This is a genomic window from Mycolicibacterium frederiksbergense, assembly GCF_012223425.1.
Classification (GTDB): Bacteria; Actinomycetota; Actinomycetes; order Mycobacteriales; family Mycobacteriaceae; genus Mycobacterium; species Mycobacterium frederiksbergense.
Genome location: NZ_CP038799.1, coordinates 3,117,671 through 3,144,383, shown reverse-complemented (window position 1 = coordinate 3,144,383; position 26,713 = coordinate 3,117,671). Strand labels below are relative to the sequence as shown.

Sequence of the window (26,713 nt, the reverse complement as noted above, 5' to 3'; positions counted from 1 at the left end):
ACGGGTGAGTGCGGAGGTGACACTGGTCGGACGCGTCAGCGCGTTCCTCCGTTGGGTGGCCCGCACGCCATGGCCGGTGTTCGGCTTGGGCATGGTGCAGGCCGATATCATCGGTGCGCTGCTGGTCCTGGGCTTTCTACGCTACGGCCTGCCGCCCGAGGACCGCATCCAGCTCCAGGAGCTTCCGGCATTCAACCTGGCGGTCTTCCTGGCCTACCTCTTCGTCTCGTTCACCATCGCCGCCTACATCACCCTGCGGATGCTCATCCCGGTGATCCGCTGGCAGCGCCGCGACACGTTGCTCGGTGACACCTCGACCACCATCACCGAGGTGGCCCGGGTCCGGGCGCTGAAGATGCCCTTCTACCGGTCGGTCATCAACGTCACCAACTGGTGCCTGGGCTCCATCGTCTTCATCGTCGCGAGCTGGCCGGTGGCCAGCAAGTCGGCGCCCGTCGTCGCGGTCGCCACCGCCCTGGGCGCCACCGCGGTGGCCATCATCGGCTACCTGCAGTCCGAACGGGTGCTCCGCCCGGTGGCGGTGGCCGCACTGCGCACCGGCGTACCGGAGAACTTCCGGGCCCCCGGGGTCATCCTGCGACAGGTGCTGACCTGGGTGCTGTCCACCGGCGTGCCGATCCTGGCCATCGTGCTGGCCGTGGTGGCGAGCAAGTTCGAGATCCTCAACGCACCCGCCGAGAAGCTGACCACCCCGATCCTGCTGCTGGCCATCGCCGCCCTGCTGATCGGTCTGGTCGGCACCGTCCTGGTCTCCATGTCGATCGCCGACCCGCTGCGCCAGCTGCGCTGGGCACTGGGCGAGGTGCAGCGCGGAAACTACAACGCGCACATGCAGATCTATGACGCCAGCGAGCTGGGCCTGCTGCAGGCCGGCTTCAACGACATGGTGCGCGATCTGGCCGAACGGCAGCGCCTGCGGGATCTGTTCGGCCGTTACGTCGGCGAGGACGTGGCGCGGCGCGCCCTGGAACGCGGCACCGAACTCGGCGGGCAGGAACGCGATGTCGCGGTGCTGTTCGTCGACCTGGTCGGCTCGACGCAGCTGGCCTCCACCATCCCCGCCTCCGAAGTGGTGAACCTGCTCAACGAGTTCTTCCGCGTCATCGTCGACACCGTGAACAAGCACGGCGGGTTCGTCAACAAGTTCCAGGGTGACGCCGCGCTGGCAATCTTCGGCGCCCCGATCGAGCACCCCGACGCCTCCGGGGCCGCACTGGCGGCCTCCCGTGAGCTGCACGACGAACTGGTTAATGTATTGGGGCAGACGGAGTTCGGCATCGGCGTATCCGCCGGACGCGCGATCGCCGGTCATATCGGCGCCCAGGCCCGCTTCGAATACACCGTGATCGGTGATCCGGTGAACGAGGCCGCCCGGCTCACCGAGCTGGCCAAGCTGGAGGTGGGCCACGTGCTCGCCTCGGCCATCGCGGTCAGCGGTGCGCTCGACGCCGAGGCCCTGTGCTGGGATGTCGGCGAGATCGTCGAGTTGCGTGGCCGCCAGGCGCCCACTCAGCTGGCCCGGCCCGCCCGGTCGTTCCACCGCGCGGTGTCGAACTAAGCCTTCTTGACGGCCTTCTTGGCGGGCGCCTTCTTCGCGGCGGCCTTCTTGACAGCCTTTTTCGCCGGCGCCTTCTTGGCCGCCTTCTTCACCGGGCCACGGGCACGGCGATCGGCAAGCAGTTCGGACGCGCGGGCGTCGGTGATCGACAGCACGTCGTCACCCTTGCGCAGGCTGGCGTTGGTCTCACCGTCGGTGACGTACGGACCGAACCGGCCGTCCTTGATCACCATCGGCTTCTCCGACACCGGATCGTTGCCGAGTTCACGCAGCGGCGGGGTGGCCGCACCCTGGCGACCGCGCCGCTTGGGCTCGGCGTAGATCTTCAGCGCCTCGTCGAGGGTGATGGTGAACATCTGCTCTTCGGTGGCCAGCGAACGAGAATCGGTGCCGCGCTTCAGATATGGGCCGTAGCGGCCGTTCTGCGCGGTGATCTCCTCGTTGTTGGCGGGGTCGACGCCGACGACGCGCGGCAGCGACAGCAGCTTGAGGGCGTCCTCCAGCGTCACCGTCTCCAGGTCCATCGTGCGCAGCAGCGAACCGGTCCGCGGTTTCGGGCCGGTCGGCTTCTTGCCCTTCTTGGCCGCCACCCCGTCTTCGGGATCCTCGGGCGGCTCGGGCAGCACCTCGGTGACATACGGGCCGTACCGGCCGTCCTTGGCCACGATCTCGTGACCGGACTCCGGATCGACACCCAGCGAGCGCCCCTCTTGGGGTGTGGCGAAAGCCTTTTCGGCCAACTCCAGAGTCAGCTCGTCGGGCGTCAGCTCATCCTTGAGGTTGGCGCGCTGCGGCTTGAGCTCACCGGGATTGTCCGGATCGGCGATCATCCGCTCCAGGTACGGGCCGTTGCGGCCGACCCGGACGTTGACGGCGCGTCCCTCTTCGTCGTCGAACAGCTTGATGGAGTTGACCAGTCGCGCGTCGATCTCCTCGAGGTTGCCGCCCACGAGCTGCTTGAGACCACCCGCGCGGGCGATCGAGCCCTCGACGCCGTGCTCACCGCCGAAGTAGAAGTTGTTGAGCCAGTTGGTACGTCGCTCATTGCCCGAGGCGATCGCGTCGAGCTCGTCCTCCATGGCGGCGGTGAAGTCGTAGTCCACCAAACGGCTGAAATGCTGCTCGAGCAGGCCGATCACCGCGAACGCCACCCAGGACGGCACCAGCGCGCTGCCCTTCTTGTGGACGTAGCCGCGGTCCTGGATGGTCTTGATGATCGAGCTGTAGGTCGAGGGGCGCCCGATGCCCAGTTCCTCCAGTGCCTTGATCAGCGAGGCCTCGGTGTAGCGCGCCGGCGGCGAGGTGGTGTGGCCGTCGGCGGTCAGATCGGCGGCGTCCACCCGCTGGCCCTGAGTGAGGTTGGGCAGCCGGCTCTCGGCGTCGTCGGCCTCACCGCCGGCCTGCTCGTCGAGGCTCTCGACGTAGGCCTTGAGGAAGCCCGGGAAGGTGAGCGTACGACCGCTGGCGTTGAACACCACCTGCTCACCCGAGGCCGCCTGCCCGGCGATGCGCAGGCTCAGCGTGGTGCCGCGCGCGTCGGCCATCTGCGAGGCCACCGTGCGCTGCCAGATCAGTTCGTAGAGCCGGAACTCGTCGTTGTCCAGGGCGGAGTGCAGCTGGCCCGGGGTCTGGAACACGTCACCGGAGGGCCGGATCGCCTCGTGGGCCTCCTGCGCGTTCTTCACCTTGCGGGTGAACTGGCGCGGGGTCGGATGCACGTATTCCTGGCCGTAGAGCTGACCGGCCTGGTTACGCGCCGCCGTGATCGCCGACTCCGACAGCGTCGTGGAGTCGGTGCGCATGTAGGTGATGTAGCCGTTCTCGTACAACCGCTGCGCGATGCTCATGGTGCGCTCGGAGGAGAACCGCAGCTTGCGGCCCGCCTCCTGCTGCAGCGTGGAGGTCATGAACGGCGGGTAGGGCTTGCGGGTGTAGGGCTTCTGTTCCACCGACGAGACGGCCAGCTGGGCCCCGCGCAGGCCACCGGCCAGCGCCGCGGCCGCGGCCTCGTCGAGCACCAGCACCTCATCGGGCTTCTTGACCCCACCCAGGGAGTCGAAATCGCGTCCGGCCGCGACCCGGCGTCCGTCGACGGTGTTGAGTTTCGCGGTGAATCGCGGCGGGGTGGCCTGCGGGTCGGACACGCTGGCATCGAGTTCGGCGGTGACATCCCAGTACCCGGCGCTGCGGAAGGCCATCCGCTCGCGCTCGCGCTGGACGATGATGCGGGTCGCCACCGACTGCACACGGCCGGCCGACAGCTTCGGCGCGACCTTCTTCCACAGCACGGGGGACACCTCGTAGCCGTAGAGGCGGTCCAGGATGCGGCGGGTCTCCTGCGCGTCGACCAGGTCGGTATCGAGGTCACGGGGGCTTTCCGCGGCGGCCCGGATGGCCGGCTCGGTGATCTCGTGGAACACCATCCGCTTGACCGGAATGCGCGGCTTGAGGGTTTCGAGCAGATGCCAGGCGATGGCCTCACCCTCACGGTCACCGTCCGTCGCGAGATAGAGCTCGTCGACATCCTTGAGCAGGGCCTTGAGCTCGGTGACCGTGCTCTTCTTGTCCGGGCTGACGATGTAGAGCGGTTCGAAATCCGCGTCGACGTTGACGCCCAGGCGCGCCCACGGCTCGGATTTGTACTTGGCGGGCACGTCGGCGGCCGCCCGCGGCAGGTCGCGGATGTGACCGCGCGAGGACTCGACGATGTAGTTGGAGCCGAGGTAGCCCGCGATCTTGCGCGCTTTGGTCGGCGACTCGACTATCACGAGCCGCCGAACGTTACCGGCGCCTGCCCGGCTCCGGTCGTCGTCAGCCACCTGCTCTTACACTCCACTTCTCTGTTGCCAAGCTGCCGTGCGGCGCGCTGGCAACTGACAATTTCGCATCCTGGGCGAACCAACGCAAACTGGCTCGCCCGTCAGCTTTCCTTATATTCGCGGCCATTGTGCAAACGCGTCGTCGTCCACGGGAGGTTCCCCGACGTTCTCCACCAGCCGTGACAGCCGTCTTCTCCCACTGATCCGCAACGCCGGCCGCGCCCCTCTGGTGCCGATCAATGTCGGAGCGATACCCACCCGCATCAGCGCCGATGCCAGCACCGGATGGGTATCGGGTGCGTGCGGATCCAATCCCAGCAAGTACCGGTCGGCGGCCTCGGGGGTGCCTGCGGCCAGCGTCCAGGCACGTAATTCCCGCGCACCGGGCAGCCAATCGCCGGGAACGGTCTTCACCGCACCGCGGGTCCACTCGGCGGCGATGCCCACCAACCGGCTGTCCATTCCGGTGCGCACCAGCGGTGTGCTCTCGTCGGTGCGCGCGATCTCGGGCTCCAGCCCGACCTCGGTGATCATCGCGGCCAGTTCCCGGGCACGCCAGAGGTCGTCGACCACGATCGACAGGCGCGCCTCACCGCCGTGGATCACCACCTGACCATGGGCAGCCAGCAGCCCGGTCAGGTCCTCGACGGCCGGCGGCACCGACTCCGCCGAGAAGAACGACAGCTGGCTCACACGAACGACACTATCGGCGTCCGATACGAAAACACCCCCGGCGGGGCCGGGGGTGTCTTCCTAGTGCGATTGCTCAGACGGCGCGAACGCCGGTGGCCTGCGGCCCCTTGGGGCTCTGGCCGACCTCGAACTCAACCTTCTGGTTCTCCTCCAGGGTGCGGAAGCCCGACCCCTGGATCTCCGTGTAGTGGACAAACACGTCAGCGGAGCCGTCCTCGGGGGCGATGAAGCCGAAGCCCTTCTCCGCGTTGAACCACTTCACAGTTCCCTGTGGCATCTCTCGTACATTCCTTCTCTTACCGGGTGCGGTTCACCGACTTCCGGTGTACCGGGCCCGTTCCGACCGCCATACCAACGCGTGTGTCGCCGGAACTCGACCCGACCTACAACCTCGCAGGAACCGCGATCGCAACGTTCGATCCTGCGGGTGCTGAAACACGAACACAGAAGCTGCGACCACGTTCAGTCAACCACGTTCAACGCGCCAGCGACAGTCTCGGAAATGATCATGTAGTTAACAATTCACCTGGGTACACATCAAAACGATCTTGAGAGGCGACAGTTGTCTGGTTCCGCGGCAGATTCCGGGTCCGATTTCGGCCGGGACCTGCTCCTCCGCGCGATCGAGGGCACCGCCCCCGACGAGCATCCGGTGCGCCACGTCGAGCACCTGCCACCGCGCCGCAGCGAGCACCGGGACTGGCCGCAGTGGGCCGATCCGCGCATCGTCGCGGCGTTCGCCGACCGCGGCGTCGGCACACCCTGGTCGCATCAGGCTGTCGCGGCCGATCTGGCCCACGCCGGACGGCACGTGGTGCTGTCCACCGGTACGGCATCGGGCAAGTCGCTCGGGTATCAGCTCCCCATCCTCACCGCGCTGGCCGCCGACCCGCGGGCCCGCGCGCTGTACCTGTCCCCCACCAAGGCCCTCGGGCACGATCAGCTGCGCGCGGCGCAGGCGCTGACCGATGCGGTGCCCAGCCTGCGCGATGTCGCACCCAGCGCCTATGACGGTGACGCGACCACCGATCTGCGCCGGTTCGCCCGCGAACGGTCGCGGTGGATCTTCTCCAACCCGGACATGATCCACCTCTCGCTGCTGCGCAACCACGCCAGGTGGGCGGTGTTCCTGCGGAACCTGCAGTTCATCGTGGTCGACGAATGCCATTACTACCGGGGCATTTTCGGCTCAAACGTCGCCATGGTGCTGCGACGTCTGTTACGCCTGTGCGAGCGGTACTCGGGCTCGCCGACGGTGTTCTTCGCCAGCGCCACCACCGCCGCACCCGCCGAGACCGCATCCGAGCTGATCGGGCAGACCGTCACCGCGGTCACCGAGGACGGTTCGCCGCAGGGCGGCCGGACGGTGGCGTTGTGGGAGCCGGCCCTGCTCGACGACCTGGTCGGGGAGAACGGTGCGCCGGTGCGGCGCTCGGCCGGCGCGGAGGCGTCCCGGGTGATGGCCGATCTGATGGCCGAGGGAGCGCGCACCCTGACCTTCGTGCGGTCCCGCCGCGGCGCCGAGCTGACCGCACTCGGCGCGCGGACCCGACTCGAGCAGGTCGCCCCGGACCTGGTCGAGGCGGTCGCCTCCTATCGCGCCGGCTACCTCGCCGAGGATCGCCGGACGCTGGAGCGCGCGCTGTCGGACGGTGCATTGCGCGGCCTGGCCACCACCAACGCCCTGGAGCTCGGGGTGGACATCGCCGGCCTCGACGCGGTGGTGCTGGCCGGCTTCCCAGGGACCGTCACGTCGTTCTGGCAGCAGGCCGGACGGTCCGGACGGCGCGGGCAGAGCGCGCTCATCGTGTTGATCGCCCGCGACGATCCCCTGGACACCTATCTGGTCCATCATCCGCAGGCACTGTTGAACAAGCCGATCGAGCGCGTCGTGATCGACCCACGAAATCCGTACGTGCTGGGCCCTCAGCTGCTGTGCGCGGCCACCGAACTGCCGCTCACCGATGCCGAGGTACGCAGCTGGGATGCCGAGGCGGTGGCAGCGGCGCTGATCGATGACGGCCTGCTGCGCCGCAGGCCGGGCGGCTACTTTCCGGCTCCCGGAGTCGATCCGCACCCCGCGGTCGACATCCGCGGCTCATCGGGTGGCCAGATCGCCATCCTGGAGACCGGGACCGGCCGCGTGCTGGGCACCACCGGGACCGGGCAGGCGCCGGCATCGGTGCATCCCGGGGCGGTGTATCTGCATCAGGGCGAGACCTACGTCGTCGACGCACTGGATTTCGAGGACGGTATCGCTCTGGTGCACGCCGGGGACCCTGGCTACACCACCTCGGCACGGGAGTTGACCGATATCGCGGTGACCGGAGACGGCGAGCTGCACGGCCACGGACCGGTGACCGTCGGCGTGGTGCCGGTGTCGGTGTCCAACACCGTGACGGGCTATCTCCGGCGGGCGCTGGACGGCGAAGTCATCGATTTCGTCGAGCTCGAGATGCCGACGGGCACCCTGGACACCGTCGCGGTGATGTGCACGATCACGCCGGAAGCGTTGGCGGACAACGGCGTCGAGGCACTCATGGTGCCGGGCGCCCTGCACGCCGCCGAGCACGCGGCGATCGGTCTGCTGCCGCTGGTGGCCAGTTGCGACCGCGGCGATATCGGTGGTGTGTCGACGGCCGCGGGTCCGGGACCGGGTGAGCTGGCGGGCCTACCGACGATCTTTGTGTACGACGGTCATCCCGGCGGGGCCGGGTTCGCCGAGCGGGGCTACCGGCAGATCGAAACGTGGTGGGCGGCGACCGCCGCGGCCATCGAGGCCTGCGAATGCCCGGCCGGCTGCCCGTCGTGTGTGCAGTCCCCCAAGTGCGGCAACGGCAACGACCCACTGGACAAGGCCGGGGCGGTGCGGGTGCTGCGCCTGGTGCTCGACGCGCTGGCGCGGCACTGATGCCGCGCAGCGGTCCACCCCTCGCCGACCGCCCCGTCCAGCAATGTGCCGATACCAGCGACGCCGAGCACACAGGCTTCGCGAAAAAACGGTCGGACAACGCGATCCGTTTTCAATCCCGGAGATCCGGGCGCAGAGGGGAAAGTACCTCCTGAGCTCCGCAATCTGCAACTCAGAATCAGTGCACCGAGGTGTCCGAATCGGGCTTACAATCGCCGCCCGGCCGCGATGGACGACTGATTCCGCAGCCGGGGAAACCGCGGGTGGGCCACCGCCTTCCAGCTAAACTGCCCCCATGGACCACGACTGGTTGCTCGTGGAGACACTCGGGGACGAACCTGCCGTCGTCGCGCAGGGGTCCCGGACCAAGAACCTGGTACCGACCAGCAGTTTCCTGCGTCGCAACCCGCATCTGATGGCCATCCAGTCGGCCATCGGTGAAACCGTGCGCGCGGGCCACGCACTGAACATCATCACGCCCAAACACGATCGGGTGATCCGCACCGAGGTCGTGCACATGTCGGACGGGGTGATCCACGGCGTGCATCTGTGGATCGGGCCGCCCGCCGCCGAACCACCGGAGCGCCCGATTCCGGGACCGCTCAAGTGGGACCTGACCTCCGGGGTCGCCACCGACACACCGGAATCACTGGCCAACGCGGGCCGCGATATCGCCACCGAGGCGACCCATGGCCGGGCGTTCGCCGAGGATCTGCCCGCGCGGGCGCTGAACCCCAATGAGTCCAAGGTGCTGTCCATGGTCATCAAGGCGAAACCGGGCATGACGTTGTGCAGCACCTGGAATGTCACCGACTACCAGGGCCAGCCGATCACCGTGGGTTTCGTGGCCCGGGCGGTCCAGGAGCAGCAGGAGGACGGCAGCGAGCGGCTGATCTGCCGGGCCATGAACTGGCGCAGTGTGCGCGAGGGGCCGGTGGTGCGCCCCGATGATCTGGCGCAGCGGATCCTCAACGGACTGGCCGCCCCCGGCGTGCACCGGGCGCTGGTCGACATGAAGCACTGGCGGCTGCTCAAGTGGCTGGACCGGCCGAGCCCGCACTACGACTGGCGCGCCCGCGAACGCGGCGAACCGCCCCTGGATCCGGCGGACGAGCCTCTGGTCGCGTCCATGATGCAGGAATTCATGCACGGTCCGACCGCGCGGGTGCTGCGCCTGCCGGCCATCGGCGGCGGGTACACCCCCATCCACGTCACGGCCAACAAGGTCGAACTCGACGATGACACCTACGCCGCGCTGTTGTCCATGCGATTGCCGACCGACGAGGAACTCGCCGCGTCTCAGCACGAAGCCACGGTGCTCGACGGCGCCGAGCCCACCGCCCGCCCCACGCTGAAATCAATACTGCGCATGGGGAAATCGGCGGAATCGACCGGCTAGCGGCCCGTTTCGGCCGGACCGGCCCGGGCCTTCGCGGAGGCCCGCCAACCCGGCACGCCCGCATCGGCCGCCACGGTGACGACGGTGTCCAGGCCCTGCACCGCACAGTCGGTCAGCGTCGTGCGCATCGCGGTGGCCACCGATAGCGCACGGGCACAGGCGATCTGGTGACCGGAGGCGATCCACGCAGCCGCCGAGAGTGCGGCCAGGTCGGCCGCTGACTGGGCGCGGTGCCGCGCGATCACCACCGCGCCCAGCACCGCCACACCGGCCGTCACCGCCAACAGCACCATGATCATGCCCAGCGCGGCCAGGCCGGCCGATCCGGTGTCCTCAGCGGCCCTGTTCGGCCACCGACACGGCTTCGGCGGCGATGGTGATTCCGGGCAGCAGAGCCGATGTCGTACTGATTCTGGCCACCAGCAGGTCACCCTCGCGATGCACCGACACCACGGCCCCGGCCGGACCGACGCGTCGTCCGGCCGCGACACCGTCATCCCCGCGGGCGGCGAGCCTTGCCGCCTCCCGTGCGGCATCGACACACCGGATCTGCAGCACCGCGGCATTGAGCCCGGCCAGGCAGACCACCAGAACCGATACCAGCGCGGCGATCGCGAAGGCGGCCTCGACGGTGACGGCACCGGTGTCACCGCTCAGACGCTGGTGTTCAGCGCACGCGTGATGATGTTGGACAGCGCACCGACGATGGAGTCGCCGGTCACCACCGTGTACAGGATCGCACCGAAGGCCGCCGCGGCGATCGTGCCGATGGCGTACTCGACGGTGCTCATCCCGGAGTCGTCGACCGCCGCCACCAGCAGCCGCGTCTGAAGCTCTCGAATTCTGTTGAGCATGTTTGCCTTTCCCTTTCACCACAGTCCTGACCACATCAGGTCACCGGCCAATCCGGCGACCACCGGGACGATTCCCAGGCATATGAACGCCGGCAGGTAGCAGAGTCCGAGCGGACCGGCGATCAGGACCGACGCCCGCTCGGCTGCGGCATCGGCCGCAGCCCCGGCATCGACACGGACCTGGTCGGCCAGCTCGGCCACACTGCCCGCCAGGGCGGCACCCGAGCTCGCCGACCGCCGCGCCAGCCGGGCCAACGCCGCGCCGTGCCGGTCGCCCGAGTCACCCGGATCAGCCCAGGCCCGGTCGGCTCCGGCGCCGAGGGCGAGCAGATGCGCGGCGCGGGTCAGCTGGTCGGCCAGCGCCGGTGGCGCGAGACCGGCGGACGCGGCGGTGGCCGAGGCCGTCGCCATCCCCGCGGTCAGGCAGGCCGCCAGCACGTCGAAACAGGAGGCCGCCGCCAGCGGATCGACCCGCGGGCCGAACGACGCGGTGGCATCGGTGCCGCTTCCGCGGATCCGGTTGGGGCCGGCGCCCACCAAGAGCGCGGCGGCCAGGAGCAGCGCGGCCCAACTCATCTGGGCAATCCCGTCACGATGCGGTCCGACCACAACAGGCCCAGACAGGACAACGTGATCCCGATGACCAGCAGGACACCCCCGGCTCCCCCGGAGAGCAGGAACGCCAGCGGATCGGCACCGATCGCCTGCCCCAGCGCGATGCCGAGCAACGGCATCCCGGCCAGCACCGCGGCCGTCGTCCTCGCCCCCGCCAGCCCGGCGTCGACCCGGACGTGGAATCTCTCCCGTTCGACGATGTCATGGTGCGCGGCCCTCATCAGCGTGGCGATCGCCAGACCGTGCGACTGTGCCAGCTCCCAGCACACCGCGAGCCGCACCCAACATTCCGGCTGGGCGGAAACCGCTGCCACCGAACGGATCCCGGCACCGACGTCGGCGCCGAGACGCCCCCGTGCGGCCACCGCCTGCAACCGTTGACCCACATCCGCGCCGACCTCGGTGCCGGCCGCGTCGAAGGCTGCCACCGGGTGCGCGCCCGCCCGCAACTCACCGGTGAGGATGTCCAGCCCGTCCCGTAAGGCCGCTGCTTCGGCGCACCGGCGCCGCTTCGCCGATGAGCCGCGCCGGCGGACGAATACGGTGCCGAGCAGGATAGCCGCCGCCAGCACCACGGTCGGTTCCAGGGCGATGACCGCGATCAGGGCGAGCGGCACGACCGCACACCACAGCGCCCGGATCGGCGGTCGGCCGGGCCCGCCCGCGCCGATCAGCCTGGCCCGGGCCGGCGCCGGGGCCACCAGCAGCGCCACGGCCAGCAGGGCCGCCGCGGCGCTCATCGCGTGCTCCGCGCGTCGAGCAGTGCGGCCAATGTCTCTGCACCGGAGCAGAACCCGCGATCGGCATGCCACGCGGTGCGTGTCCCTACCCAGCCGTCGGGTCCGCGGTTCAGCACTGCGATCTCGGTGAGCCGCCGGCGTCCGGCGGAGTCCCGCCCCACCTGCAACACCACCTGCACCGCTGCGGCCAGCTGGCTGTGCAACGCCGCCCGGTCCAGTCCACCGAGGGCCGCCAGCGCCTCCAGGCGGGCGGGCACCTCGGCCGCGCTGTTGGCATGCACGGTGCCCGCTCCGCCGTCGTGCCCGGTGTTCAGGGCGGTGAGCAGGTCGACCACCTCGGCGCCGCGCACCTCACCGACCACGATGCGATCGGGGCGCATCCGCAGTGCCTGACGCACCAGGTCGCGTACCGTCACCTCGCCGACGCCCTCCACATTGGCGCCCCTGGCCACCAGGTTGACGACGTGCGGGTGCCGTGGCGCGAGTTCCGGTGCGTCCTCGACGCAGACGATGCGTTCTGCGGTGGAGACCGCACCCAGCGCGGCCGACAGCAGGGTCGTCTTTCCGGACCCGGTTCCGCCGCAGATGAGGAACGCCAGCCGGCCGGCGATGACCCCCCGCAGCAGTTCGGCGGCCGGGCCGGCGATGGCGCCGGCGGAGATCAACGCCGTGAGGTCCTGGCGCGCCGGGCGCAGCACCCGCAAGGAGATGCAGGTCCCGGCGGCCGCGACCGGGGGCAGCACGGCGTGCAGCCGGACCAGGTCGTCTCCGAGGCAGCTGAGCTGTCCATCCACCCAGGGCCGGCTGTCGTCGAGTCGGCGGCCCGCAGCCAGCGCCAGCCGTTGGGCCAGTCTGCGCACCGCATCCTCGTCAGGAAAACGGATCTGGCTGCGCCGCAGTCCGTTTCCGTCATCAATCCATATCGAATCGGGTGCGGTGACCAGCACGTCGGTGGTGTCCGCGCTGCGCAGCAGCGGGTCGAGTATGCCTGCTCCGGTCAGCTCGGTCTGCAGGGTCCGCATCCCGGCCAGCACCTCGGTGTCACCGAGCAGCCCGCCGGATTCCGCCCGGATGGCCTCGGCCACGACGGTGGGGTGCAGCGGAGCCTGCTCGGCCGCGAGCCGCTCCCGGACCCGGTCGATCAGCGACCCGGTCACGACAGCATCCCCAAGACGTCCGCCGCGGCCCGTGCCAGCGGGGACCGCGCCCGCAGGCACAGGCCGCCCCGTTCCAGGGTGTCGGCCAGCCCGGGCTGCGGCCGCATCGCCGCGACCAGCGGCAGCGCGACGGTCGCGGCGATATCGGTCGCGCGCAGCCCGCCCGGTGCCGGGCCACGCACCACCAGACCGACGTTCGGATTGACCGTCCGGACCCATCCGGCGAGCGCACCGGCGGCCGCCGCCGCGCGGACGTCGGCCGGGACGATCATCACGACCAGATCCGCCGATGCCAGCGCGACCTCGACCGCGTGGGCCACCCGCCGCGGCACGTCACATACGACCGTCACCCCGGCGGTGCGGCCCGCATCGATGACCGCGCTCAGCGCTCCGCCGTCGATCTCTGTGCCATGGCGCCCGCCGGAGAGCACTGTGACGCCACGACGGCGGGGCAGTGCGCCGCGCAAGGCATCGAACCCGAGCCGGCCCTCGCGCAGCGTGAGGTCCTGCCACCGCAGTCCGGGTACCCGCTCGGTGCCCATCGCCAGGTCCAGGCCACCGCCCCAGGGATCGGTGTCGATGAGCAGCGATTGCGGTGCGGCCTGCGCCAGCGCCGCGGCGAACAGCGAGGCTCCTGCCCCTCCGCACCCGCCGAGCGTCGCGACGACCGCACCTCGGTGGGCGTTGGGGCCGGCGCCCTGTGTTGCTGTGGCGAACGCATCGATCAATTCGCCGTCCTGCTCGGGCAGCCGGATGACCCGTTGCGCCCCAACGGATACCGCGGCTTTCCAGTCACCGTCGACAGGTTCGGCCAACCCCACCAGGAAGACCCGGTCACGACGCGGCATGCCGTCGTGAGCGCACCGGCCAGCCGCTGCCGAATCGAGCACCACCGCCTGGGCACTCAACCAGACCGTGCGACTGGACGGACGGTGGGCGTGGACCACCCGCACCGACGCGGCGGCCGCCACCCGGTCGACGTCATCACGCAGCGTCCGGTCGTCGACCAGGGCGAGTACTGAGGTGGCCGGCGTCATTCATCCACCGTGCAGAAGGGGGTGCCGGCGACACCAGAGGGTGCGGCCGATCTGTGGATGAATCGGCGTTTGTGCACAACTCGACGGGCGTCTGATCTTGTGAAAATCCCGTTCCGCAACGATTCGCAGCTGTGCTGGAAACTTCGGTGCGGGCGGTGAACTTACCCGGAAAAAGGGACGACCCCCGCCAGGGGGGGAGGAGGCGGAGGTCGTCGTGTATCAGCCCCGGGGGGTCGGGCTGATCCACACTCGGACATAGCCGAGTAAGGCCCACTATACACACGGAATTGCCCGTCGGCGCAAGTAGCGATGCAGGACATTTGCCCGAAATACGAAAATTTGTGCAGTTTGCGACACGTGTCGTGAGCTGCCACTTTCCCAGGGTTGGGAAAGTACTCCCGAGGCCTCCCCCTATGCTGGAATCCGTGACGGCATCCGAGGGGCCCGCCGACGAATCCAGTGCGCCGGGGCCCGCATCGCACACCGGTCAACCTGTCCGCACGGCCGCCTTTTTCGACCTCGACAAGACAGTCATAGCAAAGTCGAGCACCCTCGCATTCAGCAAACCGTTTTTCGATCAGGGTCTGCTCAACCGCCGTGCCGTGCTGAAGTCGTCCTACGCTCAGTTCCTCTTTCTGATGTCCGGGGCCGATCACGATCAGATGGATCGGATGCGCACCTATCTGACCGACATGTGCACAGGTTGGGACGTCGAGCAGGTGCGCTCCGTGGTCAGTGAGACCCTGCACGAGATCGTCGATCCACTGGTCTTCGCGGAGGCCGCCAACCTGATCGCCGACCACAAGCTGTGCGGCCGGGACGTGGTGGTGGTGTCGGCATCCGGCGAAGAGATCGTGGCGCCGATCGCCCGCGCTCTCGGCGCCACCCACGCGATGGCCACCCGGATGGTCGCAGAAGATGGAAAGTACACCGGCGAGGTTGCCTTCTACTGTTTCGGCGAAGGCAAAGCCGAGGCGATCCGTGAGCTGGCCACCCGCGAGGGGTATGCGCTGGAGCATTGCTACGCCTACTCCGATTCGATCACCGACCTGCCGATGCTCGAGACCGTCGGGCACCCCTCTGTCGTAAATCCCGACCGCGGCCTGCGCAAGGAGGCCGCCGCGCGCGAGTGGCCGGTGCTCACCTTCAGCCGCCCGGTGCCGCTGCGGGACCGGCTGCCCGCCGCTCCGTCGGGCGCGGCCGTCGCCACGACGGTCGCGGTCGGGCTGAGCGCGCTGGCCGGCGGTGCGCTCACCTATTCCCTGCTCCGTAAGGTGCTGCCGCGCACCACTACCCGCCGGTAGCTACGCACGCCGGCGTAACGATCCGGATTCGCACCCGATTGGTACTTGCTGTGACCGCGGTCACGGAGTACAAAGGGAGGCACGGAAGCACGGCAAGGCCAAGGCCACACCGGAAGAGAAGGTGTGATCTCCCGAGTCGGGCATCCCAGCACGGATCACCGGAACCCACGCGGAGCACATGCCGCCATACAGGCAGAAGCGTTGTGGGCCTGCGGAATTGCGAAAAGCGAATGACGTCGACAATCTCTTGGGTGGGATTGCAGTCGTAGCGCATCGGAAGAACGCCGAGGCCACCCACACAACCCACCAGAGCACGCTTGGTAACCGGAGTCCGTGCTAGCGGGCGGCGAGCCGAATCGGACGAAAGTCCGATCACGGATCGTCGCCCGCTTCATTTGCTGGACGGTCCGGATCAGCCCTTCGCGGCCTGGGCGATCGAAAGCGCCTCGCGCGCACCGGCATGCAGACCTTGGCTGCTGAGCACCAACCACGCGCCCAACCCGTTCGGCGTTCCCGACGCGAATCCACGAGCGGCCGCCCGGTAGTTTCCGGACTGCTTCATCCAGAACATCTCCGGCACCCCGAGACCGTGCGGGTCCAGCCCGCTCGACATCGTGATGAGCCGCGACACGGCCCGCGCCACCACGCCGTCCGCGGTGCCGAACGGCTCGAGCGTCAACAGCTCCCCGTGCGCGACGGCCGCGAGCACAAAGGCGGGCACATTGGTCCCGCCGGTCACCAGCTCGGCCAACATCTCCAGTCGGGGCCCCACCTCCGGCGCCGAGCGCGGACGGCCCAGATGCTCGTCATCGACCAGATCCGCCGCGGCCAGCGCGTGCAATCTGGCCAGCGCCTGCAGCGGCGCACGCTGCCATACACCGGTCAGCGCATTCGCCCCGCCCTCCAGCGCCTCGGACACCCGCAGCGCGCCGGCCAGCACCGGATCGGGCTCGCCGTTCTCGGACAGACTGAGCGAGCCGCCGTCGAGCACCGACGACGCCCGTGCGGCCCGCAGCGCGGCTTCGGCGGCCGTGGCCGGCCATCCGCGGAGGTTGGTCCGGTGACGATGGGCCCGGCCCAGTTCCTCGCGGGCCTCTTCGCCGGCGGCCGCTACCCCTTCGAGTGCCACCAGCGGGGCAAGTGGATCGGTCATTGCCGTAACGCTAGCCGACCGCTGGGCTCGCAATCTTCGACGTTCGGCGCAGTACGCGCACCGCCCGCAGCGCATGTTGTGAGGCTCCAACGCCCGTGCAACGTTCGGTGACTAGGCTCACACACCATGAGCAACACCACAGCCACGCACACCGGCGTCCCGTCCGCCTACCCGCCGCCGGCGGACTTCGCGGCGAACGCCAATGCCACCAGCGACCTGTATGACGCGGCCGAGGCCGACCGGCTCGGGTTCTGGGCCGAGCAGGCCAACCGGCTGGCCTGGCAGACCCCGTTCGAAGAGGTGCTGGACTGGTCGGACGCGCCGTTCGCGAAGTGGTTTGTGGGCGGCAAGCTCAACGTCGCCTACAACTGTGTGGACCGCCACGTCGAGGCCGGAAACGGTGACCGGGTCGCCATCCACTGGGTCGGCGAACCGGTCGACGACGCCCGCACACTCACATACTCAGAACTCAAGGACGAGGTCTGTAAGGCCGCCAACGCCCTGACCGAGCTGGGACTGGTGTCCGGCGACCGCGTCGCCATCTACATGCCGATGGTGCCCGAGGCCATCGTGTCGATGCTGGCCTGCGCACGACTGGGCATCATGCACTCGGTGGTGTTCGCCGGGTACTCGGCGTCCGCGCTGCGGGCCCGCATCGATGATGCCGAGGCCAAGCTCGTCATCACCACCGATGGCCAGTACCGGCGCGGAAAGGCCGCCTCGCTCAAGGAGGCCGTGGACGACGCTGTTGAAGCATCCGAGTCCGTGGAACACGTACTGGTGGTGCGCCGCACAGGTATTGACATCACGTGGACCGAAGGCCGCGACATCTGGTGGCACGAGGCGGTGGACGGCGCGTCGACCGTGCACGAACCTGAGGCGTTCGATGCCGAGCATCCGCTGTTCCTGCTCTACACCTCGGGCACCACCGGTAAGCCCAAGGGCATCGTGCACACCACCGGTGGCTACCTCACGCAGTCGTCCTACACCCACTTCAACGTCTTCGACGTCAAGCCGGAGTCCGACGTGTACTGGTGCACAGCCGATATCGGCTGGGTGACCGGACACACGTACATCGTGTACGGACCGCTGTCCAACGGCGTCACCCAGGTGGTCTACGAGGGCACTCCGACCTCTCCCACCGAGCACCGTCACTTCGAGATCATCGAAAAGTACGGTGTGACAATCTATTACACCGCACCCACGCTGGTTCGCACGTTCATGAAGCTGGGACGTCAGATCCCCGCCGACCACGATCTGTCGAGCCTGCGACTGCTGGGCTCGGTCGGCGAACCCATCAACCCCGAGGCATGGCGTTGGTACCGCACCGTTTTCGGCGATGACAAAACCCCGATCGTCGACACCTGGTGGCAGACCGAGACCGGGTCGATCATGATCTCACCGCTGCCCGGCGTGACGTCCACCAAGCCGGGTTCGGCGATGCGACCGCTGCCGGGCATCTCGGCCAAGATCGTCGACGACGAGGGCAACGAGCTCAAACCGGGCACCGACCACGGTGAGCAGGCCAACGGCTATCTGGTGCTCGACAAGCCATGGCCGTCGATGCTGCGCGGCATCTGGGGTGACCCGGAGCGGTTCAAGGAGACCTACTGGTCGCGGTTCGCCGAGCAGGGCTGGTACTTCGCCGGCGACGGCGCGCGCTACGGCAGCGACGGCGAGATCTGGGTGCTGGGCCGCATCGACGATGTCATGAACATCTCCGGGCACCGCATCTCGACCGCCGAGGTCGAGTCCGCGTTGGTCGGGCACGCCGGGGTCGCCGAGGCCGCCGTCGTCGGAGCCACCGATGAGCAGACCGGGCAAGCCATCTGCGCATTCGTCATCCTGAAGGCCAGCGCCCACGGTGGCGCCGAGGGGATGGTCGACGAGTTGCGCGCCGAAGTGGCCAAGGAGATCTCGCCGATCGCCAAACCCCGCGAGATCCATGTCGTTCCGGAGCTGCCCAAGACCCGCAGCGGCAAGATCATGCGCCGGTTGCTGCGCGATGTGGCCGAGGGCCGCGAACTCGGCGACACCTCGACGCTGTTGGATCCCAGCGTGTTCGAGGCGATCCGCGCCAGCAAGTAGCTACGGCGGGCCAGAGCGCAGCAACCCGGGGATTCGGTCAGCTCAGGCGACCGGCACGAATCCGGTGCCCGGGCGGTTCTTGGTCGTGATGTCCGCCAGCACCGTGTTGATCGACACGGTGACGGCAGGGGTGTGCAGCGGCACGTACTTGACCACGCACGTCGGCAGTTCCTCGGTGAAGGCGCCGTGAATCATGCCGACGAGCCGGTTGTTCACCGTCACCGGCGCGCCGGAGTCGCCGGGCTGCCCGCACACCTGATTCAGGATGGTGCCCGGGTCCTGACCCGGGCCCCAGGTCACGCCGCAGGAGTATCCGGTGGTGCGGCCCAGCTTGCAGGCCACCTCACCGAACGACGGGTCCGGACCGAGCCCGAAGATCGAGAATCCGTTGACGGTGTTCACCGGGCGCACCTTGCGCTGATCGAACTCGATGACGGCGTAGTCGAGGCCGTCATTGCCGGCGACCATGACGCCGACCGTGCCCGCCTTCGGCGCCGCCTCGGATGCGACGACCGCTCCCGGTCCGCCGCAGTGCGCAGAGGTGAACCCGATGAGCTTTCCCGCTGCGTCGTGACCGATCGAGGTGAGCGTGCAGAACGCATGCCCGTCGATGACGATGCCGGATCCGCCGCCGAGATCGACCGGTCCTTCGGCGTGGGCGGCCGGTCCCGTCGACAACGCGAGGGGGGCCAACACCGCGAGCGAAACGAAACGCGCCAGGTACCGCCAGCGGTGTCTCAAGGTCTCCCCGTTCAATCGGTGCTCGCCATTCTATGTCGGCCGGGAGGAAACCTCGGCTGCTGGAACCTTCCCCGTCGCTTCGCTCGCCCCCGGACCATGGCAACATAGCCCCCATGAGCTCGAGCAACGGGGACCGCAAGAACGGCGTGCCCGCGACCGTCACATCGATTCCGCTCGTGGACCCGCACGCCCCGAAGGTCGATCCGTCGATCGGTGACCTGGTCAAGGATGCGACCGCGCAGGTTTCGACGCTGGTGCGCGCCGAGGTGGAACTGGCCAAGGCCGAGATCACCCGCGATGTGAAGAAGGGCCTCACCGGCAGCGTCTTCTTCATCGCGGCGCTGGTCGTGCTGTTCTACTCGACCTTCTTCCTGTTCTTCTTCATCGCCGAGTTGCTGGACACCTGGCTGTGGCGGTGGGCGGCGTTCCTGATCGTGTTCGGGATCATGGTGCTGACGACGGTTGCGCTGGCGCTGTTCGGCTACCTCAAGGTGCGCCGCATCCGGGGCCCGCAGCAGACCATCGAGTCGGTGAAGGAAACCAAGGAGGCGCTGACGCCGGGCCACGACAAGCCCGAGGCGCCGCGTCCCGCGCTCACCACCGACCCGTCGGGCTGGTAGCCGACGCCCCTCATGGCACCCCGGCCGGATCCGTCTGTTGTACGCATCGACGGACCGTGGCGACACCTGCAGATCCACGCCAACGGCATCCGCTTTCATGTCGTGGAGGGGCTGACCGGTTCCGAGCGGCCCGACCGCCCGCTGGTGATCCTGCTGCACGGCTTCGGGTCCTTCTGGTGGTCCTGGCGCCACCAGCTGCGCGGCCTGAGCGACGCCGGGGCGGCTCGGGTGGTCGCCGTCGATCTGCGCGGGTACGGCGGCAGCGACAAACCGCCTCGCGGGTATGACGGGTGGACGCTGGCCGGTGACACCGCCGGCCTGGTGCGCGCGCTCGGCCACAGTTCGGCGACGCTGATCGGCCATGCCGACGGCGGGCTGGTCTGCTGGGCCACCTCGATCCTGCATCCCCGGGCGGTCGACGCCGTCGCCCTGGTCAGCTCGCCGCACCCGGTGGCGCTGCGCGAATCGGTGCTCGCCAACTCCGCGCAGCGCCGGGCGCTGCTGCCATGGCTGTTGCGATACCAGCTGCCCATCTGGCCGGAGCGCAAGTTGATGCGCCACAACGCAATAGAGGTCGAGCGGGTGGTGCGCAGCCGCGCCGGTGACGCCTGGCTGGCCACCGAGGACTTCGCCGAGACGGTCCGGCACCTACGGCAGGCGATTCAGATCCCGGGCGCGGCCCATTCCACCTTGGAATACCAGCGCTGGGCGGTGCGCAGCCAGCTGCGCACCGAGGGACGACGATTCATGCAGTCGATGAAGCGACCGCTGGACATTCCGCTGCTCCATCTGCGCGGCGCGGCCGATCCGTATGTGCTGGCCGACTCGGTGCGCCGCACCGAGCCGTTCGTCTCACGCGGCCAGTTCGTCTCCGTACCCGGGGCCGGACATTTTGCGCACGAGGAGACCCCGGTGCCGGTCAACGCCGCGCTACAGCAGTTTCTGGCTGAGGTTTATCCCGGCTGACCGATGCACGTACCGGTGGGCACCGGCGCGGTGTTGCCGACCTCGAGCCGCTGCGGCAGTACCTCCTGCGCGGTCAGCACAAATCCGGTGTCCGCGTCGTCAACGGCGGCCCCGAACACCACACCGAGGACCCTGCCGTCCTTGTCGATCATCGGGCCACCGGAATTGCCTTGCCGGACAGTCCCCCTGACGGTGTACACGGTCCGGTTCACCGTCGTCGAGTTGTAGATGTCGGGACCGTTGAGCTCGATTGTCTCGCGCACGCGCGCCGGGGTCGCGGTGAAGTCCCCGCCACCCGGATAGCCCATCACGATGGCGTCGGTGGTCGGCTCGGCCTCGGAATCGTCGAAGATCAGCGGGACGGACGGCAATTCCGGGACGGCCAGGATGGAGATGTCCTGGTTGGGGTCATAGGCGACCACGCTGGCGTCATAGGACTGCCCGCCCACCTCCACGGTGACGGTCTCCGCGCCGGCGACCACGTGTGCGTTGGACATGACCCGGTTCGGTGCGATGACGAACCCGCTGCCCTCCAACACCTTCTGGCAGCTGGGTGCGACTCCGCGGATCTTCACCACACTGTTCCTGGTGGCCTCGACAACCGGTGATGCCGACAGTGCCGCATCCGGTGCGTCGACGGCGACGATCGGAGTACGGCTGAAGGGTTCGAGCACCGCGGGCAGGCCCGAGGTGTCCAGTAGACCGGCCAGCCGGGCGGGCACCTTCTTGAGCCACTCCGGGGCGAGGGCGTCGACCTCGCTGAGCACCTTGGAGCCGCGGACGGCCCCGGCCAGGGCGGGCTGGCTGGTCAGCGGGGTGGCCAGCAACCAGGCCGCCACCAGCACGGTGACCAGCTGCAGGGCCGCGCCGATGATCGAGTCGATGGTGCGCAGACCGCGGTTGCGCATGGCGCCGCGCACCGCTCGGCCCAGCACCACACCGGCGATCTCCCCGATGACCACCAGGGCCAGGATCAGGAACAGCGTCGCGAACAGTTTCGTGCGGGGCCCGTCGATGTTGCCGACGACATGTGGTGCCAGCAGCACGCCCGCGACGGCGCCGAGCACCACCCCGATGAACGACAGCAGCGAGCCGAGCGCGCCGGAGCGCCAGCCCGAGACCGCGGCCACGAAGGCGACGGCGAGGATGGCGAGGTCGAGCCACTGTGACGGTGTCATTGTTGGGCCTCACGGTACTGGCTGGCGCGTCCGACAAGCGCCATTGCCTCGTCCAACTCACGCAGGTTGTCGGTGTCCCACGGCTGCGCCCACCCGGCGACGTCGAGAATCGCCGAGATCACCTGACCGGTGAAACCCCACACCAGCATCTGGTTCAGCAGGAATGCCGGGCCGGCGAAACGGCTGGTGTTGGCCTCGCGGTAGACCATCAACCGGTTCTCCGGATTGATGAACGCGCGCAGCGGAACCCGCGCGACGATGGCCGCCTCCCCTGGGTCGACCACCCCGACAGGCCCCGGATCCGGCGAATAGGCCAGCACCGGAACGACGTGAAAACCGGTCGGCGGGATGAACATCCGGTCCAGGACGGCCAGCGGGGTCAACCGACCGGTGTCGACGCCGGTCTCCTCACGGGCCTCGCGCAGCGCGGTGGATACCGGGCCGTCGTCCTCCGGGTCGGACACCCCGCCGGGAAATGCGGCCTGTCCGGAGTGGTTGCGCAGTGTGGAGGCGCGCACGGTGACCAGGAGGTCGGTGTCCGGCGGCGGCCCGCCGACCGGGGCCTCGGCGGGCCCGGAGAACAGAACCAGCACCGCGGCATCGCGTTTGGTGCCCGCGCGGGTGGCGGTTTCGTTGGCGGCGGTGATGGCGGCGAGCACATCGGCGGGGACACGACTCCGGTAGGCATCGGGCACCGCGGCGACATTGTCGACCAGCGGCTGCAGCCAGCGCGGCGCGGCGTCCGGCGCCAGAACACTCCCCGGGTCGCTGCGCTCTTGCCCGCCGCGGGTGCTACTCAACCGGAACTCCTATCGACGGATTCACCGCCGCGGCGATCTCGTCGGCGTCGGTGAACGGGCGCGGCAGGATTTCGGCCACGCTACCGTCCGCCCGCAGCACGACGGTCGCAGGCATCACGTTGGGCACCTTGAGCGCGCCCGCGACGAGGCGGCGCCCGTCCTGCACCGTCGGCAACCGGACGCCCAGCTCGGCGAGGCGCAGCAGACCGGCGGTCTCGTTCTCGTCCTGGTGCACCGTCAGGACCGTCACCCGATCACCCATCCTCCGCTGGTATTCGGCCAGTGCGGGCAGCTCGTCCGCGCACGGTCCGCACCAGTACGCCCACAGGTTGAGCAGCACCGGCCGGCCCGCCAACCCCGGTGCGAGATCCATCGGGGTGCCGTCACCCGCGCATTCCAGGGTGATACCGCGCAACGCCTGCGGCCCGGGACCGGCCTCCGCGCTCGGGCAGGGCGCCAGGTCGGCACGCGCCCGGGGGCCGGCCAACGCCTCGGGGGTATCGGCATCGCGGTGATCGCGCGCGGCGGGTGTGCCGGCATCGACGGGGCCCGAGGTGTCGGTATCGAGTTCGCGCCACAGCGCGTAGCCCAGCGCCACCAGGATGATCAGTACTGCCGCGGTCCAGCGGGCCGAGCGGCTCACAGCCCGGCCAGCGCCAGCAGGTGCTCGGTCTCGGGACCCTTCACCAGCGCCGCCGCGGTGACCGGATCGGTGGGGCCGGCACCGAAGGACGGGCAGTCCTTGGCCAGCACGCACACCCCGCACGCCGGGCGACGGGCATGGCAGACGCGGCGGCCGTGAAAGATCACGCGATGGCTCAGCAGCGTCCATTCGCGGCGTTCGATCAACTCACCGACGATGTGCTCGACCTTCACCGGGTCCTCTTCGGCGGTCCAGCGCCAGCGCCGCACCAACCGGCCGAAGTGGGTGTCGACGGTGATACCGGGGATGTCGAAGGCATTGCCCAGCACCACGTTGGCGGTCTTGCGGCCGACACCGGGCAAGGTGACGAGGTCGGCCAGGTTGTCGGGCACCTCACCGTCGAACCGGGCCTCCAACTCCTGGCCCAGGTTGATCAGCGAGTTGGCCTTGTTGCGGTAGAAACCGGTGGGCCGGATCAGCTCTTCGAGTTCGGTCCGGTCGGCCTGGGCGTAGTCCAGCGCGGTGCGGTACCGCTTGAACAACGCCGGGGTGGTCAGGTTGACGCGTTTGTCGGTGCACTGGGCCGACAGGATGGTCGCGACCGTGAGTTCGAGCGGGTTGGTGAAATCCAGCTCGCAATAGACGTGTGGGAAAGCCACCGCGAGCGCACGGTTCATCCGCCGGGCCCGGCGGACCAGACCGAGATGGGTCTCGCGGTCCCATGCGGCGGACGACTTGCTCCGGACGGTGCTCGCACTCACCCGATCAGCGTACTGACATGCGGACATGGGCGAGCAAAGCGACAGGGGAAGAAGGCCCGACAGCCCGGTTCCGACCGGTGACAAACCGTGATCGCGCTGAGACCTTCGCCGTGTTTACTCACCTGTGTGTCTTGGTTGCTGGTCGCCTTCATCCCCGGGTTGCTGATGCTGGCGACCTTCGGGCTCGAGCGCCTGGAAGCAAGCCTGGAGACCGATGAGACCACGACGCTGCGCCGCAATGTCGGCACGGATTTGCTGGAACGCAAACGCCCGGCCCCCCGCGAACCGCGGGCGTTCACCGGTCTGCCGACCCGGTTGGCGACGTCCAGCGAGGGCAATCCGCAGTTTCCCGCGACTCGCCAGCCCAATCGTGTGTAGCGTTGGCTCGTCGTCGGCGGGCCAACCTCTAGACTGAATTCGCTAACAAGCTAGGCGGTCAGCCACCGCAGGTTTGATACGCATGACATATCACCCGATGAGCTTAAGAGGGGCAACGTGGACGAGATCCTGGCCAGGGCCGGAATCTTCCAAGGGGTAGAACCCACTGCGGTCGCTGCGCTGACCAAACAGCTGCAGCCCGTCGACTTTCCGCGCGGACACACGGTGTTCGCCGAAGGCGAGCCCGGTGACCGGCTCTACATCATCACGTCCGGCAAGGTGAAGATCGGCCGGCGTTCCCCTGACGGCCGGGAGAACCTGCTGACGATCATGGGCCCGTCCGACATGTTCGGCGAGCTGTCGATCTTCGACCCCGGCCCGCGTACCTCCAGTGCCACCACGATCACCGAGGTGCGCGCGGTCTCGATGGACCGCGAGGCGCTGCGCGCCTGGATCGCCGACCGCCCGGAGATCGCCGAGCAGCTGCTGCGCGTGTTGGCCCGCCGCCTGCGCCGCACCAACAACAACTTGGCCGACCTGATCTTCACCGACGTGCCCGGCCGGGTCGCCAAGCAGCTGCTGCAGCTGGCCCAGCGCTTCGGTACGCAGGAGGGTGGCGCCCTGCGCGTCACCCACGACCTGACGCAGGAAGAGATCGCCCAGCTCGTCGGTGCCTCCCGCGAGACCGTGAACAAGGCCCTGGCCGATTTCGCCCACCGCGGCTGGATCCGGCTCGAGGGCAAGAGCGTGCTGATCAGCGACAGCGAGCGGCTCGCACGGCGCGCCCGCTAGACCGATCTGCGGTTTGTGGAGTCTCCGTCGGAATGATTCCGACTGGGGCTCCACACATCACTGTCTGAGGTAGTCCAGCTGGGCCTGCGTCGATTTCTCGGCCGCGGGCCACAGCTTCTGGTCCACATCGGTGTAGACGTGGGCGACGACCTGCTTCGCGGTGGCGTCCGCACCCAGCACCTGCAGGGCGCCGCGAACCTGTTCGAGTCGTTGTTCGCGATGGGCCAGGTAGGCGGTGGCGACACCGGCCAGATCGTCGAGTTCAGGGCCGTGTCCCGGCAGCACGGTGCGCGGCCCCAGCCCCTGTAGCCGGCGCAGCGATTCCAGGTAGGCCGCGAGGCTGCCGTCCTCGTCATCGATGACGGTGGTGCCGCGTCCGAGCACGGTGTCGGCGGTCAGGACGGCGTCGTCGACGAGGAAGGACAGCGAGTCCACGGTGTGGCCGGGAGTGGCCATCACCGTGATGCGCAGACCGGCCGCGTCGATCACCTCGCCGTCGGTCAGCGGCCCACCCATACCCCGCAGAAATCCGCTGCCCACCGCGCGCACCACCGCGCCGGTGCGCTCCACCAGCATGTCGATACCGTCGGTGTGGTCGCCGTGCTTGTGGCTGATCAGCACCAAACCGATCTTGCCGAGCGCGGCGATCCGGTCGATGTGCTCGGTGTCGTCGGGGCCGGGATCGACGATCACCATCTCGTCGCTGCGCGGGCCGCGCAGCACCCAGGTGTTGGTGCCGTCCAGCGTCATGATGCCCGGGTTGTCGCACAGGAGCACCGAGGCCGATTCGGTGACCGGTCTCAGCACGCCGTACGCGGGATGGGTCGTCACGCGACCTCGACGATCACTTCCACTTCCACCGGGGCGTTGCGCGGCAGCTCGGACACCCCGACCGCGGAGCGCGCGTGGGCGCCGGCTTCGCCGAAGATCTCACCGAACAGTTCGGAGGCCCCGTTGATGACGCCGGGCTGTCCGTCGAATCCGGGCGCCGAGGCCACGAAGCCGACGACCTTGACCACCTTGACGACCGCGTCGATGCCCACCAGCGCGTGCACGGCCGCCAGTGCGTTGAGCCCACAATGGCGGGCCAGGTCCTTGGCCTGCTCGGCGGTGACCTCGGCGCCGACCTTGCCGGTCGCCAGCAGTGCACCGTCGCTGATCGGCAGCTGTCCTGCGGTGTAGACCAGATTGCCGGTGCGCACCGCGGGTACGTACGCGGCCAGCGGCGCGACCACGGCGGGCAGCTCGATGCCCAGCTCGGCCAGCTTTGCCGAGACGGCGCTCACTTGGGCCGCTTCAGGTAGGCGACGTGCTGCTCACCGGTGGGGCCGGGCAGCACCGACACCAGTTCCCAACCGTCGACACCCCAGGTATCCAGGATCTGCTTGGTGGCGTGCGTCAGCAACGGAACTGTGGCGTATTCCCAACGGGTTAACTCGCTCATGTGGGCGAGCTTATCCGGCCATCGGTCACGCATGGATAGCA

28 protein-coding genes are annotated in these 26,713 nt (G+C 68.8%); 9 read left to right on the top strand and 19 right to left on the bottom strand.

Annotated features, from left to right (window positions below; all coding sequences use genetic code 11):
• The first annotated feature begins 4 nt into the window (after positions 1–4).
• Positions 5–1,579 carry an adenylate/guanylate cyclase domain-containing protein gene (locus tag EXE63_RS18135; RefSeq protein ID WP_168143047.1) on the top strand — a complete coding sequence of 525 codons (1,575 nt, stop codon included), beginning with the start codon at positions 5–7 and terminating at the stop codon, positions 1,577–1,579.
• Here EXE63_RS18135 and topA read toward each other — a convergent pair.
• The 3 genes from topA to EXE63_RS18120 form a co-directional block, all read right to left on the bottom strand.
• Entirely contained in the window at positions 1,576–4,398 is a 2,823-nt protein-coding gene (gene topA, locus EXE63_RS18130; RefSeq protein ID WP_168143046.1) for a type I DNA topoisomerase, read from the bottom strand. The genes EXE63_RS18135 and topA overlap by 4 nt on opposite strands.
• 111 nt (positions 4,399–4,509) lie before the next feature.
• Positions 4,510–5,091 (bottom strand): hypothetical protein, encoded by a 582-nt coding sequence (locus EXE63_RS18125; protein ID WP_168143045.1) that lies wholly within the window; start codon positions 5,089–5,091, stop codon positions 4,510–4,512.
• A gap of 73 nt (positions 5,092–5,164) precedes the next feature.
• Positions 5,165–5,368, bottom strand: a complete 204-nt coding sequence (locus tag EXE63_RS18120) for a cold-shock protein (RefSeq protein ID WP_006243848.1) — start codon at positions 5,366–5,368, stop codon at positions 5,165–5,167.
• A gap of 285 nt (positions 5,369–5,653) precedes the next feature.
• Here EXE63_RS18120 and EXE63_RS18115 point away from each other — a divergent pair, with 285 nt between their 5' ends.
• A complete protein-coding gene (locus EXE63_RS18115; RefSeq protein WP_168143044.1) occupies positions 5,654–8,002 on the top strand; it encodes a DNA 3'-5' helicase SftH in 2,349 nt (782 codons plus the stop codon).
• A gap of 295 nt (positions 8,003–8,297) precedes the next feature.
• Entirely contained in the window at positions 8,298–9,401 is a 1,104-nt protein-coding gene (locus EXE63_RS18110) for a PAS domain-containing protein (protein ID WP_168143043.1), read from the top strand.
• Here EXE63_RS18110 and EXE63_RS18105 read toward each other — a convergent pair.
• Genes EXE63_RS18105 through ssd form a run of 7 tightly spaced genes read right to left on the bottom strand, consistent with a single transcriptional unit; the run spans position 9,398 to position 13,804 of the window.
• Positions 9,398–9,700, bottom strand: a complete 303-nt coding sequence (locus EXE63_RS18105; protein WP_234904177.1) for an Rv3654c family TadE-like protein — start codon at positions 9,698–9,700, stop codon at positions 9,398–9,400. The two genes, EXE63_RS18110 and EXE63_RS18105, sit on opposite strands and share 4 nt — an antisense overlap.
• A gap of 34 nt (positions 9,701–9,734) precedes the next feature.
• Positions 9,735–10,058, bottom strand: a complete 324-nt coding sequence (locus EXE63_RS18100) for a TadE family type IV pilus minor pilin (protein ID WP_168145644.1) — start codon at positions 10,056–10,058, stop codon at positions 9,735–9,737.
• Complete coding sequence (locus EXE63_RS18095) at positions 10,055–10,255, bottom strand: DUF4244 domain-containing protein (protein ID WP_168143042.1); 201 nt, start codon at positions 10,253–10,255, stop codon at positions 10,055–10,057. The genes EXE63_RS18100 and EXE63_RS18095 overlap by 4 nt, the downstream gene beginning before the upstream one ends.
• Before the next feature lie 15 nt (positions 10,256–10,270).
• Positions 10,271–10,831: a type II secretion system F family protein gene (locus EXE63_RS18090; protein ID WP_168143041.1), complete on the bottom strand. Its 561-nt coding sequence runs from the start codon at positions 10,829–10,831 to the stop codon at positions 10,271–10,273.
• The gene (locus tag EXE63_RS18085) at positions 10,828–11,610 is read right to left on the bottom strand and encodes a type II secretion system F family protein (protein WP_168143040.1); all 783 of its coding nucleotides are present in this window, start codon (positions 11,608–11,610) and stop codon (positions 10,828–10,830) included. The genes EXE63_RS18090 and EXE63_RS18085 overlap by 4 nt, the downstream gene beginning before the upstream one ends.
• Positions 11,607–12,767, bottom strand: a complete 1,161-nt coding sequence (locus EXE63_RS18080) for a TadA family conjugal transfer-associated ATPase (protein WP_168143039.1) — start codon at positions 12,765–12,767, stop codon at positions 11,607–11,609. Before EXE63_RS18080 ends, EXE63_RS18085 begins: the two co-directional genes overlap by 4 nt.
• The gene (ssd, locus tag EXE63_RS18075) at positions 12,764–13,804 is read right to left on the bottom strand and encodes a septum site-determining protein Ssd (protein WP_168143038.1); all 1,041 of its coding nucleotides are present in this window, start codon (positions 13,802–13,804) and stop codon (positions 12,764–12,766) included. Before ssd ends, EXE63_RS18080 begins: the two co-directional genes overlap by 4 nt.
• Before the next feature lie 413 nt (positions 13,805–14,217).
• Here ssd and EXE63_RS18070 point away from each other — a divergent pair, with 413 nt between their 5' ends.
• Entirely contained in the window at positions 14,218–15,108 is an 891-nt protein-coding gene (locus EXE63_RS18070) for an HAD-IB family hydrolase (RefSeq protein ID WP_168143037.1), read from the top strand.
• A 412-nt stretch (positions 15,109–15,520) separates the two neighbouring features.
• On the opposite strand, the gene EXE63_RS18065 is transcribed toward EXE63_RS18070, so the two are convergent.
• Positions 15,521–16,261, bottom strand: a complete 741-nt coding sequence (locus EXE63_RS18065; protein ID WP_168143036.1) for a Fic family protein — start codon at positions 16,259–16,261, stop codon at positions 15,521–15,523.
• Positions 16,262–16,387: 126 nt separating this feature from the next.
• Between EXE63_RS18065 and acs the strand changes: the two genes are divergently transcribed.
• Positions 16,388–18,349 carry an acetate--CoA ligase gene (gene acs, locus EXE63_RS18060; RefSeq protein ID WP_168143035.1) on the top strand — a complete coding sequence of 654 codons (1,962 nt, stop codon included), beginning with the start codon at positions 16,388–16,390 and terminating at the stop codon, positions 18,347–18,349.
• Between the two features lie 42 nt (positions 18,350–18,391).
• Here acs and EXE63_RS18055 read toward each other — a convergent pair whose 3' ends face one another.
• On the bottom strand, positions 18,392–19,045 hold the full coding sequence (locus tag EXE63_RS18055) for a chymotrypsin family serine protease (RefSeq protein WP_234904175.1): 654 nt from the start codon (positions 19,043–19,045) through the stop codon (positions 18,392–18,394).
• A gap of 158 nt (positions 19,046–19,203) precedes the next feature.
• On the opposite strand from EXE63_RS18055, the gene EXE63_RS18050 reads away from it, so the two are divergent.
• Positions 19,204–19,710: a phage holin family protein gene (locus EXE63_RS18050; protein ID WP_168143034.1), complete on the top strand. Its 507-nt coding sequence runs from the start codon at positions 19,204–19,206 to the stop codon at positions 19,708–19,710.
• A gap of 12 nt (positions 19,711–19,722) precedes the next feature.
• Positions 19,723–20,676, top strand: coding sequence for an alpha/beta fold hydrolase (locus tag EXE63_RS18045; protein WP_168143033.1), 954 nt, complete (start codon positions 19,723–19,725; stop codon positions 20,674–20,676).
• On the opposite strand, the gene marP is transcribed toward EXE63_RS18045, so the two are convergent.
• From marP to nth, 4 genes are read right to left on the bottom strand one after another with little or no spacing between them, the layout of a single operon-like run.
• Positions 20,664–21,854, bottom strand: coding sequence for an acid resistance serine protease MarP (gene marP, locus EXE63_RS18040; RefSeq protein ID WP_168143032.1), 1,191 nt, complete (start codon positions 21,852–21,854; stop codon positions 20,664–20,666). The genes EXE63_RS18045 and marP overlap by 13 nt on opposite strands.
• Positions 21,851–22,654 (bottom strand): NUDIX hydrolase, encoded by an 804-nt coding sequence (locus tag EXE63_RS18035; RefSeq protein WP_234904174.1) that lies wholly within the window; start codon positions 22,652–22,654, stop codon positions 21,851–21,853. The genes marP and EXE63_RS18035 overlap by 4 nt, the downstream gene beginning before the upstream one ends.
• A complete protein-coding gene (locus tag EXE63_RS18030) occupies positions 22,647–23,297 on the bottom strand; it encodes a TlpA family protein disulfide reductase (RefSeq protein ID WP_168143031.1) in 651 nt (216 codons plus the stop codon). Before EXE63_RS18030 ends, EXE63_RS18035 begins: the two co-directional genes overlap by 8 nt.
• Positions 23,294–24,085 (bottom strand): endonuclease III, encoded by a 792-nt coding sequence (nth, locus tag EXE63_RS18025; RefSeq protein WP_436277519.1) that lies wholly within the window; start codon positions 24,083–24,085, stop codon positions 23,294–23,296. The genes EXE63_RS18030 and nth overlap by 4 nt, the downstream gene beginning before the upstream one ends.
• A 99-nt stretch (positions 24,086–24,184) precedes the next feature.
• On the opposite strand from nth, the gene EXE63_RS18020 reads away from it, so the two are divergent.
• Together EXE63_RS18020 and crp are read left to right on the top strand one after the other, a co-directional pair.
• On the top strand, positions 24,185–24,436 hold the full coding sequence (locus EXE63_RS18020) for a hypothetical protein (RefSeq protein ID WP_168143029.1): 252 nt from the start codon (positions 24,185–24,187) through the stop codon (positions 24,434–24,436).
• A gap of 117 nt (positions 24,437–24,553) precedes the next feature.
• Positions 24,554–25,228 (top strand): cAMP-activated global transcriptional regulator CRP, encoded by a 675-nt coding sequence (gene crp, locus EXE63_RS18015; RefSeq protein ID WP_019510750.1) that lies wholly within the window; start codon positions 24,554–24,556, stop codon positions 25,226–25,228.
• A 57-nt stretch (positions 25,229–25,285) separates the two neighbouring features.
• On the opposite strand, the gene EXE63_RS18010 is transcribed toward crp, so the two are convergent.
• From EXE63_RS18010 to sp36, 3 genes are read right to left on the bottom strand one after another with little or no spacing between them, the layout of a single operon-like run.
• Positions 25,286–26,059, bottom strand: a complete 774-nt coding sequence (locus tag EXE63_RS18010; RefSeq protein ID WP_168143028.1) for an MBL fold metallo-hydrolase — start codon at positions 26,057–26,059, stop codon at positions 25,286–25,288.
• Positions 26,056–26,514: a RidA family protein gene (locus tag EXE63_RS18005; protein ID WP_168143027.1), complete on the bottom strand. Its 459-nt coding sequence runs from the start codon at positions 26,512–26,514 to the stop codon at positions 26,056–26,058. Before EXE63_RS18005 ends, EXE63_RS18010 begins: the two co-directional genes overlap by 4 nt.
• Positions 26,511–26,672 (bottom strand): Sp36 family protein, encoded by a 162-nt coding sequence (gene sp36 / locus EXE63_RS18000; RefSeq protein ID WP_105362063.1) that lies wholly within the window; start codon positions 26,670–26,672, stop codon positions 26,511–26,513. The genes EXE63_RS18005 and sp36 overlap by 4 nt, the downstream gene beginning before the upstream one ends.
• Positions 26,673–26,713: the final 41 nt, after the last annotated feature.